The following is an 18,377-nucleotide window of genomic DNA, read 5'->3' as shown; positions in this document are numbered from 1 at the left end:
TTATTTTTGTTTACTGTCGGAAAAGCTGCTCCTGTTTTTTAGCCTCCATGTAGTCTTCGTAATTGCCCTCATAGACCTTGGCACAGTTCGCATGAAGCTCCACGATCTTGTCTGCCAGCTTGTTAAGGAAGTACCTGTCATGGGAAATAAACAACAGAGTGCCTTCGTAATGGCTCAGTGCTGACTCCAATCCTTCCTTGCTAGACAAATCCAAATGGTTCGTCGGCTCATCCAGCACCATGACATTCGCTTCTGCCAGCACCAGCTTGGCCAAGGCTACACGTGCTTTTTCGCCTCCACTGAGCGAAGCTATCTTTTTGAATACGTCTTCTCCGGAAAACAGAAAATTTCCAAGCACTCTCCGAATTTTTGACTCTTCTAACAGAGGGAATTGACTCCACACTTCGTTCAGAATCGTTGTGTGTGGCTGGAGAGAAGCCTGCTCTTGGTCGTAATACCCGATCTTCACCTCCTTTCCCCAGATGATCTCTCCACTGCCCGGTATCACTTCACCAATAATCGACTTTAGCAAAGTTGATTTTCCGATTCCATTTGGACCGATCAGCGCAACCTTTTCCCCGCGGCTCAATTGAAAGCTGATGTTCTCCAGCAGCGATTTATACTCGGAACCATTTTCGTAGCCTATCGCAGCATTGCGAACCTGCAGCACATCCTTGTGAGAGGCTTTTCCGACACCAAGCGATAGCTTGGTTCGTTGCAAGTCACCAAGCGGCTTGTCGAATCGCTCCAATCTCTCCAGCTGCTTGCGCTTGTTTTTCGCGCTTTTCGCAGAAGTGGCGCGTACAATATGGCGTTCAACATACTCCTCCATTTTGGCGATCTGTTCTTGTTGCATTGCATACTTTTTGACATGAAGCTCGCGATTCCGCTCCTTCTCGCGCAAATAGCTGGAGTAATTCCCCTTGTAACGTTGGACTTGGGCTCTCTCTACCTCGTAAAGAGAAGTCACGAGTCCATCCAGGAAGTACCGATCGTGCGATACGACCAGAATCGCTCCCGCGTACGCACGCAAATACTCTTCCAGCCAAGCTAGGGCGGTAAAATCCAAATGATTGGTCGGCTCATCCAGAACGAGTAAATCCGATTCAGCAAGAAGCAGCTTCGCAAGTGCCAATCGCGTTTTTTGGCCTCCGCTTAGCCTATCGATCCGAGTATCCTGCGAGATATTTCCAAGCCCCATGCCATGGAGAACACCCCGGATTTTGGACTCTATCTCATAACCCCCATGCTCCAAAAACCAATCCGCTTTCGTCGCGTAACGGCTCAGCAACGCTTCATAGATGCGTTTGTCTTCCATCAGCGCAGGGTCGCCCATTTGTTCTTCCAGCTCTCTCAGCTCTTTTTCTGTCTGGAGCATATCCTTGAACACGCTCAGCAGTTCATCTTTCATCGACTTCTCCAGGCAAAGCCCACTATTTTGGCGTAAGTAGCCCATCTTTGCGCCTTTTGCCAGATAGATATCTCCCTGGTCATAGGACAGATCGCCTGCAATTATCTGCAGTAGCGTAGATTTACCTGCCCCATTTACTCCAATTAGACCTATGCGCTCCCCGCGCTCTATTTTCATGGACACGCCAGAGAGTATAGGTGTGCCGCCATAGCTCTTGCTAATCCCATTTAGTTGCAGTAACATCTTCCTCACTCATTTCTGATAAAGTAAAAGCCCGTCCTTTCATCACCCTTTTGCCAGCCTGGAATCCATAAAAACGTCTTATTCATCCCGTTTTCCTCCTTTTTTGAGAACACAAAAAAGACGCCTAATAATACCGGCGTCTGTTGCATTTCATTAGTTTTCACTACATGGCAATCATGGTAGGGTCATGGTTGCAGCTTTACTAAAAGTAGGCTAAAAGTACCGGCACCTGTTTTCGATATGAAGTTTGCTTGCCTAAAAATGGGCAGACTGGTCCCGTTGCAAGCAAATCTCCGCGCAAAATAGGTGCTTTTACCAATTTTGGTACGTTCTCGAAAACAATGAACATCACTTTAGCCTCCTTTCCCAAAATGAGAGTAATACTTAATAGCCTTAACAATAGTAGATCGTCCAGCAAAAATCAAGCTGTTTTGCATGGAAGCCGGAGTACTACTTCCTCTCCGTGCCACTCGCCTATCTCTTCAAAGCCGAGATTTTGGTACAGCTTGTAAGCGGAATGGTTGTCTGGATAGACAGTAAGACGTATTTCCTGGCACCCAGAAAAACGATTGGTAATGTAGGCGATCATCTGTTGCAATGCTGCCTTCCCGTAGCCTTTTCCCTGGTAGTTGGCATCGATTAAAAATCCGTTGATCCAGTACATATCGGTCGTTTCTTCCACAAACGCATGCATCATGAAGCCAACCATGGTCTCTTCATGGTAGATAGCAAAGGGCAAGTATTCTACGCTGTCGCCATCGGGCTTGATGTGCACCTTTGCCAGCGAAATGGCCACGGATGGTACAAATCCAGCTTGCTCCGGCTTTACTTTTAGCTCAAGCACCTCTAGCCAGTTGTCTCGTGTGACAGGCGATAATGAGATCGTCATTCGTGTGGGTTCCCCTTTTCTCAAGTGATTTTAACCGAGGGACTATTCCCGATCCGGAATCACGAACGATACGGTCGTTCCTTCCCCCAGCTTGCTTTGGATCGACAATCCTTTCCCGTACATCTGGATTAAGCGTCGGTTCGTATTGGACACGCCAATCCCGCCCTTGGCCCTCATCTCATGTCCTAGAAGAAGCTGCACGGTATCCGCCGACATTCCTTTGCCGTTATCCTTTACTTCAAAAAGCGTCGTACTTTCCTGACGTGCGATGCGAATCAAAATGGTGCCACCCTGTGCCTGGCTGAGCAGACCGTGCTTGACCGCATTTTCGACGAGCGGCTGAATCGTTAGCGGTGGAATGCGCAAATTGATTTCGGGATCGACATCCCACTCGACGGCTAGCCGATCTGGGAAACGTTCTGTTTCGATATACAGGTACGCTTGGACAAGCTCAAGCTCATGCGCGAGCGACACATGCTCCCCTGAGTTGAGGAAGTCAAAGCTGATGTGCAAATACGATGTAAAAGCATCCCCGAGCCTTCTCATTTTTTCCGTATCAAGATCACTGAGAGCCATAATCGAGCTAAGTGTGTTGAACAGGAAGTGCGGGTGGATTTGTGCCTGTAAATAAGCGGCTTCCATTCGCAGACGATCATTGATCGTTTGCTTCAATGTGGTCAACGACCAGACACGGTATTTCAACTCCATCGCATCAACGGGCTTGGTGACATAATCGTTTGCACCCGATAAAAATCCGGTGTACACATCCTCGGGTTGGCTACGAGCGGTTAAGAGTAAAATCGGCAGCTCCGAAATGTTGAAATGCTCTCGCACTTTTTGTGTCAGCTCGTAGCCGGACATATGCGGCATCATGACATCAATGATAAGCAGGTCCCATTGCTGTTTGCCCAAAAGCTCCAAAGCTTCCTTGGCAGATGTAGACGTGCAAATATTGTAGGCAGATGACGAAAGAACACTTTCGATCACCTTTAAATTCACTGGGTCATCGTCGATGGCAAGGATGTTCGACTTCCCTTTCCCATCTGCAATAGCTGGTGCCGCTTCGTGCAACGCGGACCACATACTGCCCGCGCCATCCATACGCAGCAGATTGTCTGGCGAAATTTGCTCTGCACCGACCTGCTGCTCGTAAACGGGACTCTGTACGGCTCCGATGCTCTCTAAAGCGGCAAATGCAAGCTGGAAGCTGAAAATAGAGCCTTTTCCACGCTCAGATTGAACAGTCAGTTCCCCGTTGTGCAGCTCCACCAATTGTTTGCAAATGCTCAGCCCAAGCCCGATGCCTCCCCCCTCGCTCATCCCATGAGAGCCTTGCTCGTATGGCAAAAAAATACGCTTCTGCGTTTCCACATCCATTCCTATCCCTGTATCGGATACCTGAATAACCGCATAGCCCTTCTTCGCTTTGGCTGAAATCACGACAGTTCCTTCCTCCGTGTATTTCAGCGCATTATGCAATAAGTTAAATAAGATTTGGATGAGTCGTTTTTCGTCAGCGAGCACGGGAGGTAGTGAATCTGGGATGTCCATCTTCACTTCAATCGCCTTTCCATCCACGATATACTTGAGCATGCTGATGACGCCGGACGCAACGGTTTGCAGGCTGAGTGGTTCTTTCTTCAATTTAATATGCTTGTCCTGAAGCCGAACCACATCAAGCAGATCGTCCAGTAAATGCGACATGCGGCGGCTGATTGTGATCAAAAGCTCCATGTCCTCTGTACTTCGCTTGTTCATAACATGGCCTTCACTCGTCACAACGCTTTGCGCAATGTTCATAATGCCATGCAGCGGCGTTCTTAATTCATGAGAGGTATGAGCCAAAAATTGATCCTTCAGCTTGTCGGACTTTTTCAGATGCTCGTTGAGCTTTGCATTTTCCTCTGTATTTCTGAAATAGCGTTTAAACCAATAGGCTGAAAACCCGACGATCGCGGCGATGACGTCAATCGGGTAATAGACGCCCTCTTTTTCCAGTGAAGTCGTAAACACTCCCCAGAGAACACTGGATAAAATGCTTGTGGCTACAAACAGCAAAAAGACAGCATCATGCTGATTTTTGACCACCATTCTGCCAACCAGATACATAAACCAAAACACCGGGAGCAGATAGAAAATGAGAAATACTTTGGCAGCGCTTACCCAATAGACAAGCTGCACTGGCGCTACTAGCACGAACAACGTATACAGACACAGCAAAAAATAAAATATCCGAAACTGCTTCCTGCCTGGTGGTTTTTCAGATAAATATCTAGCCATCCACAAAATCAAAAAGGACAGCCATAAATAAGAAAGCAGCTTGACCTTGAGCGCCCACGAGTAATCCAGCGGTAGCCAAAGCAACAAAATACTGTCATGATCCGCTACGATCGAAATACTGACCGACAAAAGCAGCAGGAAAAATACCAAAAAGCCCTTATTTTTCGGATTAAACGAGTACAATATTCCTGCATACAAGCCATGTAGCAGCAAAATCAGGAATGTTGTGAGTTGAAAGCCGATGGAGTACATGCGTTCATTGTCTATGGCAGCCTGTGATCCAAAGCGGATCGATTTCATGATTCCACCTTTCGTCGGATGATGAAAATTCGCTACCTGAATAAGCACGTCCAGTTCGGTTTCCCCTTTTGACTTGTAGGAGGCTGTATAAGAGAGGACCCTTGGCTTGTACTCTGACGCGTCCGCCGCTACAACCCCGAATTCCGCTTCTCTTTGCTCATTAATTTCAATAAGCGAGGATGCCTCAATCTGCTGAATCCAAAGCGTGTATGGCTGTTTTAGTGGCTGATCGACCAAAATGCGCAGCCGGTATGTTCCGTACCCGTATGAGGCGCCATTTTCTTCTGAAAAGGCACTTTTCCAATTGCCTGGCACCTTTACATATTTCGCGGTGTGCTTCGATTTCTTGGTTATATCATCATGCGTTATGAGCTCATCTGGATAAAACTCCCACTCTCCATCCAGCGGAATCGTGCGTGAATGCTCAAAATCCCATCCTCGCAAGTCAATAACCCCTTGTGATACAAATGGATGCTCTGGTGTCGCATGAACCGAATACCACAGCCATCTAATCGCCAGGAGAAACGCGAGAAACAGGATAACCATTCCTATGTGCTTCAAAATAGATCTCATAACCGATTTATTCCATGTCGATGTCATAATAAGGAAGGTTTCGACATTGTACTCATGAATCCTTTTTCAAGAGTGCCCGTCGATTCCCTTCACAGCTCTGCCCTTCCATAACGAATGGCATAAGCATAGTCACTTCTATTGTTTTCCTCTGCTCTTTTGGCTGCCAGCTCAAAATCATAGGGAAGGTTCACATGCTCCACTCTCCAGCTATTATCGAACGGAGCAACAATTACGTATTTGGCATGAGGGCTCTTTGATTCCATCGTATGAGGGTGGGGTGTTTCCTCAAAATAAGCAGGAAGACCGACACTCCCTGGATTCACGATCAGCTTGCCATCCGGCAACGAAACAGATTTTGGAACATGGGTATGCCCACAGAAGATGATATTTTGCTCAAGCGAGGACAGCTCGACCGTCAATGTTCCCACACTTTTGTCTGCACTGCCAAACGGAGACACTTCCTCAAGCATGTATACATCATCGGCAAAAGGCGTTCCGTGGCAAAACAGGAAATCATCCTGTGCCCACTGTTTGTGAAAAGATAGAATCCAGTCCAGCATCTCTTGCGTGAGCAATGGCTTCACATGCTGAAAGGTGATGGAATCCATTTGCTCTTGCAGTAAATATCTGTCACAATTGCCCATTATATGAATCATTTCAGATCGTTTCATCAGTTTTTCTGCTGTTGCAATCGGATCAATTGGACCGAACAGTGTATCTCCTAAATTCACGATCGTTTGAATTCCGCGCGAATCAATATCCCGCAGTACTGCTTCCAACGCATAAATATTGCTGTGTATGTCTGAGATGACGGCAAATGGCTGCTGTCCTTTCATTTTCATGAGTTCGTTCACTCCTAACGAATTTGGTAGAGGTGTATGTTATGAAAAAAATGGTGAAAGCAATTGAAGGATTATTCAAACAAGAAACGGCAGCTGCTCCCAAAAGCGCGTTTATTGTGCAGGTAGAACAAATGCTGGATCAGTACGAGCGTTTGTTTGAGGATGGCTCCCCGTACGTTTTACATAACAGACTGACCCAGGCACAGGTCGAGGAATTTGAAGCGATGGCAAACATCTCACTGCCTGCCGACTATAAAGACTTCCTGCTGCACATAGGTGACGGCGTTGTACGTGACAGGCAATTCCCTCTCTCCCTCTCGCATGCCAGAGATTGCTTGGAAACTAGTATACGGAATTCTGGAGGCTTTGGATATATGAGCCTTCCTTTTTCTGTAGAGAGCTGCAATCGTTATTACGGGGAAGAGTTTGACGAGATTGATGACGACATATCCGACGAAGAGCTGGACGAGATCCGGATCGAGGCATCGCAAGGCATCCTGACCGTCCATAATGATGGCTGCGGCTACTATATCGTTCTCGTTGTCGCAGGCGAGTTGAAAGGAAAGCTTTATTACATCGATACATGCCATGGGCAGGGAGCTCATCTGGTCAGCAATTCCTTTAGCGAGTATTATCTCAAATGGTTAAATCGAAAAATCAAAGAACGTCAGGCTTCTTTAGAACAGCATGACAAATTTGAATGCGTTATTACCCGTGTAAAGCTCGGGGGGAATGTCAGGGACTTGCATGTCCGCAACATGCAAAACGATTTTTCCTTTCAATTTGAATTCTTTTGTCCAGGTGATTTCGTGCGGGAGGGTGGTCATACGGAATATACAAAAGTGGATGATGAACTCGTCGTTTCCCTATCCATGGAGCATAAATCGTACAGTCCATTGGTGCTGGAAAAGCTGGACGGAAGCTTTGAGCTGGATGGAGCGCAGTCCCTTGCGATTATTGGAGATCGCTCTGTTCATACGGTTATCGGACGTGTGAATCGTTTGTTCGAGCATTCGACAGGCGAGAATTGCTTCCCGCTGTATGTGGAGGGGCTGGCGCAGGAAATCTTGATCAAAGCGCCAAGCGAGCTCACGGTTTCTGTCGGGGATGTGTACAAGGTGAAGGGGCAATTGAATGGTGAGGTTTACAGGATTATGCGGTAATTCTCTGGTAGAGTCTTACTAAATGCTTACTTCGAATATCTCAGCTGACAGAGTATGCTCTTCTCTTACAAATAGAAGAGCATCTTTTTTTATCATTTTTGTAAAAAGTTTGAGAGGGGTAGCTTTCCCCCATCGTCTATAGTAGTGAACGAACAAAAAGGAACGGCTGCGCAGCAACCTTTTTGCAAGGAGGTAACAGCATGCAAGACGATCGGGAGATCATTGCGAAGGTCCTTCAAGGAAATAAAGAGGCTTATGCTCTGATCGTCAACAAATACAAAGGCAAAATCACTTCAATTCTTCAAAAAAGCTTACAGCATTCTCATGACGTGGAGGACATCGTGCAGGAAGTGTTTATTAAAGCATACTACAGCCTGCCAGACTATAATCCAAACCACTCCTTTCCTGCCTGGCTGTATCGAATTGCTATTAATCGCGGGATTGATGAGTGGCGCAAGCGAAAACGTGCTCCTTTTGTGACAGAGATGGATATAGAGCTAAAAGACGATGGACCTGCCCCAGAGGATGCCTATCTGGTGAAGGAACAGCGTAATGGTCTCAAGCGGCAGATGATGGTCCTCGATAAGGAGCATCGAACAATTCTGGCGCTTCATTATCTTCAGCAGTTGAGCTACAGAGAGATCAGCAACAAGCTGTCTTTGTCTGTAGATACTGTGCGAATGCGTCTATCTCACGCCAGAAAAAAGCTACGAGAGCAGCTTGTCAAAACGGAGAAAAAAGGAGGGCATCCGCTTTGAAGTGCCTTACGCAAGATCAACTGATCGCTTACACGGAAGATCGTTTATCAGCAGTGAATACACAGAAGCTAGAAAGTCACCTCGACCACTGTACCTTTTGCCAAAAGCAGCTTGAGCAATGGGTTGATTTTATGGAAGAAACAGCTGATGCCTCTTGGGAAAATTACCTCTCAGAGGATCTGGACCGAAAAATTATTGGCGCACTCTCCCTACATCCTGTGAGAGTTTTGAATCGTGTCACGACTATACCAAACACATCCATATGGAAGAAAAGGAGTATCACTTTCATGAAAAGAATGACATTTGCAGCCGCCGCCTTAACAGTCGTAGTTTCGTCGGGAATGCTCATTTCTCCGACCTTTGCCAGCTATGTAAATGCCGCTTTCACAAGCGAACCAATCGATAAGAAAGCTGATCCCGCAGCATCTGTAAACCATCCTATTCTGAAAAAGCATATAGACCCCGGTATTCAGCAAGCTGCCCAGAATGGATTTGCCAAAAACGTTCAAGCAAGCGCAACCGATCAAGGAATCACTTTCACAATCGAAGAAGTAATGGCTGACCCTCTGCGGATCAGCATGGTTGCTTCCCTGACCGATCAAAACGGAAAACCTCTCGATATCTTTTGGCAGAACATGTTTGACAGCACAGATCAGGACCCGATTTTTACGATCAAGGACAAACAAGGCAACATTCTCCAGCCTGCTCGTCCTATTGACTCTGGAAAGGAAGAAACGGCACATAATCCTAATGAAGACTGGGACAGTATAAGAAACGCAGACGGCTTCCTGTTCTTGAATCGCGAGCTCCGCAGCTATTTTGATGATCTAACCAAGATTCCAGACGAGCTGGTTGTAGAATTCGATGTCAAAAAAATGGGGGAGAAAAAAGGAAGCTGGAAGCTGTCCGTACCTGTCGATATGAGAAAGGCAAAGAACGCGACGAAAACTTATGACATCAACAAATCCTTTACCACTCCGCAAGGGCTTAAGCTGGATGTCAAGCAAGTAACGTTTGCACCTAGCGCAGTGGAGGTGATCATTGATCGAAGCAACACGGAAGGCAACGCGAAAAAGGACTACAGCTACGAGCTTATAGACGATAAAGGTGCGATTCTTGGGGCATGGGATTCCAAAAATATGCTAGGAAGAGCCAGCAAACAAAACAATGTGATCAATCGCTTGAAGTGGCGCAATACATTGCAGATGTCGAACGGGGACAGAGATTATCATTACTTCCAGCCTATCGACCAGAGTAACCCGATTACTTTTAAGCTCGGTTCTGTTTACACTGAAGAAGCTGCTGCTTTTCGCGCAGTGCTAGACCTTGCCCGATTAGAGAAAGACACAATTATAGAAGAGGACCAGGGGGACCTGTTTACCTTCAAAAAGTTCGTAAAGGACCCTAACAGAGTAGTCGACGTCCCAGGCTTTGAGGACGGTGTCTACAGCTTCAAACCCGATGGAACTCCGATTAAGCTGAAAGGATATCATCTTGCCTTTAAAGGAGAGCTTGGTGAAAACACGGCTCCTATGTCCATGGTTTCCTACTACTGGTCGGTCACCGACGAAAATGGCAAGAAATACGACGATATTCAATACTATATTGATCGGACCGATTATCAAAATGGTCGGGCCACATTCGAAGGATCGTTATTCGTACAAAATATCGAACCGCTTCCAAAGCAATTGATCATCACCGCTTCGAAAAGAATGGTTGAGCATCGCCATGTAGACTGGGAGATTCCGATTCTCCCGGAAAAATAAGAAGAGATAGATTGATTTGTGTCACGATGTGCAGGTAGTTGGCGGTTGGCGGTGCCCTCATGCAACATGTTGGGGCTTGTTCCTATCGGGAAACAAGCCCTCGCTCCGCCAACCTGTTCCCTGCGTAATCATAAGCGCAATTTTGCTACAAGTTAACTGTGCACTTTGCTCAAACCGGATACATACTCCTCCTGAAGAATACCCATATGCACGAGATCATGCCATTTCCCCGCCCGAAACATAAACTGCCGCGAGATGCCCTCATGCTGGAATCCGATTCTTTCATACAGCTTTATTGCTTTTTCATTAAAGGAAAATACACGAAGTGAGACACGGTGCAAATTCATTTCCAGGAAAGCATAATCGAGCAAAAGCTTTAATGCCTCGCTTCCATATCCCTTGCCCCAGTAGTCCTTTGACCCGATATCAATAATGCACTCGGCATTGCGGTTTTTGAGATCGATCTGGATGAGTGCGGTAACGCCAATAGGTGTCTCTGTTTGTTTGTCTACGATGATGTAGCTCTTCGAGGTGCTAGAACCTAAAATCACCTGACTGACAAATTCCTGCGTGCTCTCCCGTGTATGGTTATCGAGGAATGGACTGGTCGTCTGCATGACCTCCACGTCATTTCGCCATGCGTGATAGATGTCTACATCCTCCACCGTCATTTTTCTAAGAGAGACTCTCTCCGATTGAAAAAGCATCTTAGCTCCTCCTTCTCCATTCTATACTCATTTCTCTGATGCGGGACCAAGCATTTCTCTCAGTGAAAACACAAGGGCCTCCACCTGCTCAGCTACCTTCGTTTTTTCTGCGCCCAGATGTGCTGTATCCAGCATGAGCCCATCAATAAACGTTACCAGGTAACGGGAAATCATTTCCGCGGGAAGTCGCGGTTGAAGCTCTCCCTTTTTGGTTCCGCTCTGAAAAAGCACCGTCAAAGCATCCACGATCCGGTCATAACGAGTCGTACTGTATGAATTGCTCTCTTGCTTTTTCACATCACGGATTGACAAAAAGTACTCGGAGTTCGCTTGAGTCAGCGTCTGTTCGATTTGCTCCATTTCTTTTTGCTGCTTGTGTACCCAATTCGTTATTTTTTGCCAGCTCGTTTCATCATCGTTTGGGCTGAAAAACAGCACATCCTGCTGATCCTCGAACTGAAGCAGCTCCCTGTACAGGTGCTCCACATTGTCAAAGTAGGAATACAACGCGCCTCTTGAGATGCCCGCCTCATCCATAACGTCCTGCATCGTCGCTTTTGTATATCCTTTTGTTAGAAAGACACGCTTTGCCGCTTGCAGAAGCGCTTTCTTCTTTTCGTTTTTGTATTTGTCGCTTACTTTCGGTGACACGGGTTTAGAACCTCCTTCCGATCAAAATAGACACGAATGTCGTTTTTATATTATAAACGACATCGTTGTCGTTTTTCAACTTATATTCAAAACAGGTTGAGCATTGCATTATAAAAAAAAGCCCCGGAATTACTTCCGAAGCTCACCAACCTCCAACACAACCGGACAATGATCACTCCCCATCACATGCGCGTCAATCCCCGCATTCACCAGCGATGGAGCAAGTCTTGCTGAGGCAAGAAAATAATCAATCCGCCACCCGATATTTCGCTCTCTGACTTTTGGCATAAAGGACCACCATGTATACGCGTCCGTCTGATCCGGGTAAAAATGCCGATAAGTGTCCACAAATCCCGCTGCCAATAGTCGTGTCATCTTTTCACGCTCTTCGGGTGTAAAACCGGAGTTGTTGCGGTTGGACTTGGCGTTTTTCAAATCAATCTCTTGATGCGCGACATTCATGTCCCCGCAAACAATTACTGGCTTCTGGGCGTCCAGCTCTACCAAATACTTGCGAAACCTCTCTTCCCATTCGAGGCGATAATCAAGGCGCGATAGATCACGCTTTGCATTTGGGGTGTACACGGTTACGAAATAAAAATCTTCAAACTCCAGTGTAATGACTCGTCCCTCTGGCTCATGGTCTTCTTCCAGCCCATAGCGTACGGATAGAGGTTTCATTTTGGTAAAGATCGCGGTTCCCGAATAGCCCTTTTTCTCAGCGTAATTCCAATATTGGTGATACCCGTCACCGATCTCTACTTCAATCTGCCCTTCTTGCAGCTTGGTTTCCTGCATACAAAAAATATCTGCGTCTTCTTCCCGAAAATAATCGTAAAATCCTTTATTCACGCAAGAGCGGAGTCCATTTACATTCCATGAAATCATCTTCATTTTCGCAAGTCTCCTCATCACCATTCGTTCCTATGTAAAATCATATCATATTTGGCGATGGACCACGTCTTTCGCCCGTAAGCCAGGTCTCGAGGCATTTATGAACATGAAAAAACCACCATCCCCAATCGATTGCTGCGTGATTAGAGATGATGGTTTCCTTTTTGATTCATACAAGCCTATCAATAATACGGTGAGATCATGAGATATACAATTACACCAGTCGCACTGACATAGAGCCACATCGGCATCGTCCAGCGAGCAATTTTTTTGTGTCTGTCCACTTGCATGTTTAAACCTCGTGCGGTCGTAATCAGGGCAAATGGAACGATAACCGCAGACAACAAAATATGCGAAAGCAAAATAAAGTAATAGATCGGACGCAATATGCCCTCTCCGCCGTAGGATGTGCTCGGTGCCATCCCATGATAGACCAGGTAGGAAATCAAGAAGACAGCCGTTGTGCAAAAGGCGGCAAAAATGTATCTGCGATGAAGCTGAATATTTTTGTACTTAATGATCGAGACCAGCGCAGCAATCAAAAATACAAATGTAAAACTGTTCATCACAGCGTTCAGAAACGGTAGAAACGTTAGATCGAGATGACCGAAATCGTTATTCTTCGGCATAAAGTACATGATCGCGATAATCGTGTTAATCGCTATACTCAGAATCACGATAGCAGGCGTATAGTTACGTTGTTTCATACGGGCTACTCCCTTTCTCTCAGCTCTTAATGAGTATACCCGTGGTTCCAGCAAACCAGCAACCCTATTAGCCTATCGGTCACACAATGCTTACATTTACACGATCCAGACTGTATTTCCCTTACTTCTTACCTTCACCTGGATGAGCTGCGTCCAAGGGAACAGCCTTGTTCACACCAAAAGCGAAAAAGCTGATCACTATGATCGCAAGGAAAACAATCCCTGCCACTAGCGATATGCGCGTCTCATCATTGATCCACATACCAACTAACACCATCAGTAAAAAGGCAATCGTGACGTAGTTGGTCACTGGTGCAAAAGGCATTTTGAATGGATGCTTGTCCAATTCAGCCCCTTTCGCTTTTCTAAAATTGATTTGGCTAATCAAAATGACAAACCACGGAACCATTCCTGGAAGCACACTGGCACTATAAACGTACACAAACAGATTTTCCGGAGCGATGTAGCTTAAAATAACCCCAACACCTAACCCGACCAGCACGCCAATCGTCCCCAGCAGCGGTACACCATTATGGGACAGCTTCGTAAAGACTTTTGGCGCCTGCCCGTTTACGCCTAATGTGTACAACATACGTCCCGCACTGTAAATTCCGCTATTACAGCCAGACATCGCAGCTGTAATGATGACAAAGTTAATAAGTCCCGCTGCTGCCGTAATACCAATTTTCGCAAAAGTGGCAACGAAGGGACTACCGATTGCTTGTAATTGATTCCATGGATATACGGTTACAATGACGAAAATAGCACCAATATAAAAGATCAAAATGCGCCAAATAATGTTTTGGATCGCACTCGTGAGCGTCTTCTTCGGGTCCTTTGCCTCACCGGCTGTAATCCCGATCAGCTCAACGCCTTGATAAGCTCCAATCACCAACGATAAAGCAAAGAAAAAGCCCGTCCAGCCGCCAGCGAAAAAGCCTCCATGCGCCCACAGATTAGACAATCCGATTGCGTTTCCTCCATTGCCAAAACCAAAGAAAATGATGCCCAAGCCCGCAATAATCATCAGTACGATTGTCACGATTTTGATCATGGCAAACCAAAACTCAAATTCACCAAAGGATTTTACCGAGAACAGGTTCGCCGCTCCGAGAATCACCATGGCAATGATCCCGGGAATCCAGGCAGGCAAATCAGGAAACCAATACTTCATGTACGTCCCGACGGCGATAATTTCAGACATCCCGACAATGACCCACTGGAACCAGTTGCTCCAAGCAGTCAGATAACCCGCCAAAGGATGAATGTACTTGTGACCAAAGGTCGCAAATGAGCCTGTGCTCGGTTCGACGTACAGCATTTCTCCCATGGCTCTCATGATAAAAAATATAAAAATTCCTACAATTGCATAGGCTAGCATGACGGAAGGACCTGTCCATTTAATCGTACTTGCTGAACCCATAAATAACCCAACACCAATGGTCCCGCCCAAAGCAATCATCTGAATATGACGCGCTTCCAGGCCTCTCTTCAATTCCTTGTTTGCCACCGTTGTCTTCTCTTCCTCTCTACTAGCTACTGGCGGTATTTTTTAGAAAGCTGTCAAAGTAAGCTTCATCCCAATAACGCATTAAAGCCAATACCTAATTTTATTTACAAAAAAAACGTTCAGCTACCTATCTTCTGCACTTCTTAGTAAGTATTCCTGATCGTTCGTAAGACTATTCTTTCCTTCCAGCAATCAGATTCAAGCCTGATGCACTCGTTTATTGTAGTACGTTTTTCTGATAATAACAATTATATTAATTAAAGAAATAGTTAAAAAATGCATATATCNAAGAAATAGTTAAAAAATGCATATATCTTATTTATATAAAATAACTTGCAGATCAAATATTTTCTGCTGCTTGCTACTCGTGAACTCATGCAAAAAGAGCGTTAACGCTTTAACGTTAACGCCCTCTTCTCTCTTCCTTATGAACTCTACATTCGATGCGGGATCACAAATGATACCGCAGTCCCCTCACCTGGCCTACTCTCGATCGACAAGCCTTTCCCGTACATTTGCGTCAGCCTGCGATTCGTGTTGGACACCCCGATCCCTCCTTTATCCTTCATGGACAGATCCAGGTTTTGTCTCACAATCGTCTCTTCCATTCCACACCCGTCATCCTTGACCTCGAAAAGGGTGGAGTCCTTTTGTCGGACAATACGGACTTGGACGGTTCCTCCTTCTTGTTTCGTCATGAGGCCGTGGTTGATCGCATTTTCAACCAGCGGCTGTATCGTCAGTGGAGGAATGAGAAGCTCGATATCCGGGTCCACGTCCCATACGACGGATAACCTGTCCCCGAATCGTTCTTTTTCAATATAAAGATAGGCTTGGACTAGCTCCAGCTCATGGGAGAGTGGTACCTGCTCCCCTGTATTCAAAAAGTCAAAGCTGATATGCAAGAAGGATGTAAACGCGTCTCCGAGCCTGCGCATTTTTTCCGTATCAATCTCACTGAGCGCCATAATGGAGCTGAGGGTGTTGAACAGAAAATGAGGGTGTATCTGCGCCTGCAAATACGCTGCCTCCATTCGCAAACGCTCGTCTACTGTCTGCTTTAGCGTGGTCAATGACCAGACACGGTATTTCAGCTCCAGTCCATCTACCGGCTTGCACACATAATCATTTGCCCCGGACAAATATCCGGTGTAAATGTCTTCGGCTTGGCTACGCGCTGTCAAAAGTAAAATGGGAAGCTCAGAAATGGAGAAATGCTCCCTCACCTTTCGCGTCAGCTCGTAACCGGACATATGCGGCATCATGACATCCACGATGAGCAAATCCCACTGCTCGGTAAAGAGCAAATCCAATGCTTTCTTGGCTGATGTGCATGTCTTGATGTTGTAGTGAGCTGACGAGAGCATGCGATCAAGTACCTTCAGATTGACCGGGTCGTCATCGATAGCCAGTATGTTCGCTTTCTTTTCCACAACGGAAGAGGAATGGGCTGCTGTCTGCAATGCGGACCATCCGCTTGCTGTATCATTTCGTGTGAGCTGGTTTACTGTCACCTCTTGCTCACGCTTGTCACTCTGCTGGTCAGAAGAGAATTCCTCTTCTGGCACAGCGTCTGTTGCCGCTAAAGGAAGCTGGAAGCTAAATACAGACCCTTTGCCCGGTTCAGACTGGACACGCAGCTTGCTTCCATGCAACTCAACCAGCTGCGTACTGATCGCAAGCCCAAGACCGATTCCTCCACCATCGCTTATCCCCTGTGCTCCCTGCTCATACGGCAAAAAGATACGCGCCTTGGTTTCCTCGTCCATCCCAATCCCGGTATCCTCTACATAGATCGTTACTTGACCGTTCACAAGCTTAGCTGATATCGTTACTGATCCCTGATCTGTGAATTTCAGTGCATTGTGCATGAGATTGAACAAAATTTGTACCAAGCGCTTTTCGTCTGCCAGAATGGGTGGGATCGTTTCTGGAATGTCCATTTGAAACTGGACAGGCTTGCCCGTGGCCATATGCGTGAGCATGCTGATAACCCCTGAAACAACAGATTGGATGTGCAAGGGCTTTTTATGCAGCACAATATGCTTATCCTGCAAGCGAACAGCGTCTAGCAGATCATCTAGCAAGTGCGACATTCTGCGGCTGATCGTGATGAGCAGCTGCATGTCTTCTGTACTTCGACCCGCCATGACATGCTTTTCATTGGTAACGATCGTCTGGGCGATATTCATGATGCCGTGCAAAGGAGTTCGCAGCTCGTGAGACGTGTGAGCGAGAAACTGATCCTTGAGCTTGTCGGACTTTTTCAGTTGCTCGGTGAGCTTTGCCTTTTCCTCTGAATTGCGGAAATAGCGCTTGAACCAATATGCAGAAAAGCTGACAAGAGCTGCGAGAAGATCAAGTGGATAAAAGACGTACTTGGTATCCACAAGCTGATAATCCATAAGGACGCCCCAGACTACATTGGAAAAGATACTCGTCGCCGAAATGAGCAAAAACACAGCGTCATCCTGGTTTTGAATCACCATTCTGCTAATTAAAAAAACGAACCAGACCAATGGACCAAAATAGAGCAAATTAAAATAGGGAGGAGTCGTTAAATAGTGCGCCCACTCGGCTGTCGATAGCATAAGAAGGAACGAATAAAGACCAAGCAAGAAAAAATATGTTCGAAACAGCCTTTGAGATTGCTTTCCTTCCGGCTCGGAAAGGTTTCTTACCATTAAAATTAACAGCAGCGGCTGCCATATGTAGACAAGCATCTCTACCTTGATCGCCCATGAATAATTGATCGGCAGCCAAAGCAGCAGCAGGTTATCATAACTGCACACAGTCTTTATGCCCACACAAGAAAGCAACAGGAAAAATACCAAGAACTCTTTTCGTCGGGTGTTAAATAAAAACAGGATCGTCGCATACAGGCCATGGAGCAGGAGAATCAGGAATGTAGCGAGCTGAAAACCGATCGAGTACCACCTGGCATTATCGATGGCTGCCTGTGACCCGAAGTATATCGACCTGACGATTCCCCCTTTTCGCGGACTATCAAAGTTAGCACTGCGGATGAGCACTTCAATTTCGTTGGCGTCGCCCGCATTGTAGCCAGGAGTATAAGATTCGTCTACCGGTTTATACTCTTCTGCTGTGGCCCCGAGAACCCCTGAGCCGCCTATTACCTCTCCGTTCACTTCTATGGAGGAAGCTGCCTGTATTTGCGGAATCCAAAACATGTACGGCTGATTAATCGGATGGTCTAACAAGATTCGTAGCCGATACGTACCGTACCCATATGATGAGGTAGCGTTTTCCGAAAAACCACTTCTCCAGTCACCGGGCACTTGAACAAAGCTGCTTTCAGGACGTGATGGCTGCTGTAAGTCATCATGCGCGACAAACTCTTCAGGGAAAAACTCCCATTTCCCATCCAATGCGATGGCCGGCGATTTTTCAAAGTCCCATCCTCGCAGGTCGAGAATGCCTTGACTTACTCCCTGATGCTCAGGATTCATATTTGCCGTATACCAAAGCCAGCGCAAACCAAGCAGAAAGGCTAGGAACAAAAGAATAATGACCGCTTGCTTAGCTATGGATATAGTCACATGTCGCGTGATTTGATTTCGTAACATTCTCATAGTAAGCCTCTTTTCGACACCATTCTGATTATCCCTTGTTTATCTGCTCACAAGCGATTATTAAATTTGTTTGAAGTAAAAAAGACATGC

14 protein-coding genes are annotated in these 18,377 nt (G+C 46.3%); 3 read left to right on the top strand and 11 right to left on the bottom strand.

The features are described from left to right. Positions 1-10: 10 nt before the first annotated feature. The 5 genes from ADS79_RS01750 to ADS79_RS01735 all read right to left on the bottom strand — a co-directional run bounded on the left by ADS79_RS01750 (position 11) and on the right by ADS79_RS01735 (position 6,538). Complete coding sequence (locus tag ADS79_RS01750) at positions 11-1,654, bottom strand: ABC-F family ATP-binding cassette domain-containing protein (RefSeq protein ID WP_049736685.1); 1,644 nt, start codon at positions 1,652-1,654, stop codon at positions 11-13. A gap of 202 nt (positions 1,655-1,856) precedes the next feature. Further along, entirely contained in the window at positions 1,857-2,003 is a 147-nt protein-coding gene (locus ADS79_RS35505) for a hypothetical protein (RefSeq protein WP_162839498.1), read from the bottom strand. A 72-nt stretch (positions 2,004-2,075) separates the two neighbouring features. Next, a complete protein-coding gene (locus ADS79_RS01745) occupies positions 2,076-2,543 on the bottom strand; it encodes a GNAT family N-acetyltransferase (protein ID WP_049736684.1) in 468 nt (155 codons plus the stop codon). 42 nt (positions 2,544-2,585) lie between these two features. Further along, positions 2,586-5,696 carry a hybrid sensor histidine kinase/response regulator gene (locus ADS79_RS01740; RefSeq protein ID WP_236699852.1) on the bottom strand — a complete coding sequence of 1,037 codons (3,111 nt, stop codon included), beginning with the start codon at positions 5,694-5,696 and terminating at the stop codon, positions 2,586-2,588. Positions 5,697-5,785: 89 nt separating this feature from the next. Beyond that, positions 5,786-6,538 (bottom strand): metallophosphoesterase family protein, encoded by a 753-nt coding sequence (locus ADS79_RS01735; protein ID WP_049736682.1) that lies wholly within the window; start codon positions 6,536-6,538, stop codon positions 5,786-5,788. Positions 6,539-6,579: 41 nt separating this feature from the next. Here ADS79_RS01735 and ADS79_RS01730 point away from each other — a divergent pair, with 41 nt between their 5' ends. From ADS79_RS01730 to ADS79_RS01720, 3 genes are all read left to right on the top strand, one after another. After that, positions 6,580-7,701, top strand: a complete 1,122-nt coding sequence (locus tag ADS79_RS01730) for an SMI1/KNR4 family protein (RefSeq protein WP_236699851.1) — start codon at positions 6,580-6,582, stop codon at positions 7,699-7,701. A gap of 200 nt (positions 7,702-7,901) precedes the next feature. Next, positions 7,902-8,459 (top strand): RNA polymerase sigma factor, encoded by a 558-nt coding sequence (locus ADS79_RS01725; protein ID WP_049736681.1) that lies wholly within the window; start codon positions 7,902-7,904, stop codon positions 8,457-8,459. A 287-nt stretch (positions 8,460-8,746) separates the two neighbouring features. Continuing rightward, positions 8,747-10,225, top strand: coding sequence for a DUF4179 domain-containing protein (locus ADS79_RS01720; RefSeq protein ID WP_236699850.1), 1,479 nt, complete (start codon positions 8,747-8,749; stop codon positions 10,223-10,225). 152 nt (positions 10,226-10,377) lie between these two features. Here ADS79_RS01720 and ADS79_RS01715 read toward each other — a convergent pair whose 3' ends face one another. From ADS79_RS01715 to ADS79_RS01690, 6 genes are all read right to left on the bottom strand, one after another. After that, positions 10,378-10,932: a GNAT family N-acetyltransferase gene (locus tag ADS79_RS01715; RefSeq protein ID WP_049736679.1), complete on the bottom strand. Its 555-nt coding sequence runs from the start codon at positions 10,930-10,932 to the stop codon at positions 10,378-10,380. Positions 10,933-10,959: 27 nt separating this feature from the next. Then, complete coding sequence (locus ADS79_RS01710; RefSeq protein WP_049736678.1) at positions 10,960-11,583, bottom strand: TetR/AcrR family transcriptional regulator; 624 nt, start codon at positions 11,581-11,583, stop codon at positions 10,960-10,962. 129 nt (positions 11,584-11,712) lie between these two features. Beyond that, complete coding sequence (locus tag ADS79_RS01705; protein ID WP_049736677.1) at positions 11,713-12,477, bottom strand: exodeoxyribonuclease III; 765 nt, start codon at positions 12,475-12,477, stop codon at positions 11,713-11,715. Positions 12,478-12,659: 182 nt separating this feature from the next. After that, positions 12,660-13,184: a DUF420 domain-containing protein gene (locus tag ADS79_RS01700; RefSeq protein ID WP_049736676.1), complete on the bottom strand. Its 525-nt coding sequence runs from the start codon at positions 13,182-13,184 to the stop codon at positions 12,660-12,662. A gap of 121 nt (positions 13,185-13,305) precedes the next feature. Further along, positions 13,306-14,694, bottom strand: a complete 1,389-nt coding sequence (locus ADS79_RS01695; RefSeq protein ID WP_049736675.1) for an amino acid permease — start codon at positions 14,692-14,694, stop codon at positions 13,306-13,308. Positions 14,695-15,128: 434 nt separating this feature from the next. Next, positions 15,129-18,281, bottom strand: coding sequence for a hybrid sensor histidine kinase/response regulator (locus ADS79_RS01690; protein ID WP_049736980.1), 3,153 nt, complete (start codon positions 18,279-18,281; stop codon positions 15,129-15,131). Positions 18,282-18,377 lie beyond the last annotated feature (96 nt).

Origin of the sequence: Brevibacillus reuszeri (assembly GCF_001187725.1) — a bacterium.
Taxonomy (GTDB): domain Bacteria; phylum Bacillota; class Bacilli; order Brevibacillales; family Brevibacillaceae; genus Brevibacillus; species Brevibacillus reuszeri.
This window is presented reverse-complemented; position numbering and strand designations above follow the sequence as displayed.